This window comes from Pseudomonas sp. FSL R10-1339 (genome assembly GCF_009600545.1).
GTDB lineage: Bacteria > Pseudomonadota > Gammaproteobacteria > Pseudomonadales > Pseudomonadaceae > Aquipseudomonas > Aquipseudomonas bubulae.
The window spans coordinates 1-559 of record NZ_WIVQ01000257.1 but is presented as its reverse complement, the minus strand read 5'-3'; the positions used below and the strand labels follow the sequence as shown (position 1 = coordinate 559).

The window sequence follows — 559 nt, the reverse complement described above, 5'->3', positions numbered from 1 at the left end:
TGGCTCATGACGCACTCGGGGCAGGTGGTGAGGCTGTATTTCAGCATACTTGGAGACTTGTTCGGAGTTTCCCTAGAAAATCCCCCTGGCTTGCGCCTGTCCAGTTCGGGGCATAGTCTCGGCCCATCGCTGCCTTTCAGCGGTCGGGTTTAGTCGCCCGGCTGGTAAACTTGACGCAAAATGCCATTGTTATGGTGGCCGTGCGTAGGGCACCTTCGTGTGCGCCGGTTTCCAAGTTTTCCGGTCGACTAACCTGCGTACGGCTGCCTTCCCATTCGTTTAGTCGCGATCAAGGGCAGCTCCATAAATTTGGAGAACCCCATGAAAAAGATCACCCCCGATCCACCCGTGTTATCCCTCGCTGCTGCTGAGGCTAACGACCCGTTGCTGGACCGTGCCGCCGCTGAACGCGCGCTCAATTACTACCTGCAAAACCATAAGCCTCTTCGCCCCTTGGGCACGGCCTTGTTTGCCATCCCGCACAGTGTCAATTCAGAAGCGGCCCTGGCCCAGGCGTCAGACTTGTTGCGCTGTGCGGGTGCCTGCGCGAATGAGGCGG

Annotated in this window: 1 protein-coding gene; it reads left to right on the top strand. The window is 58.3% G+C overall.

What is annotated here, in order from left to right; translation table 11 throughout:
• Positions 1-321: 321 nt before the first annotated feature.
• Positions 322-559: DUF3077 domain-containing protein (locus GHO03_RS24705; RefSeq protein ID WP_153400703.1), on the top strand; the 238-nt coding region annotated here is incomplete at its 3' end.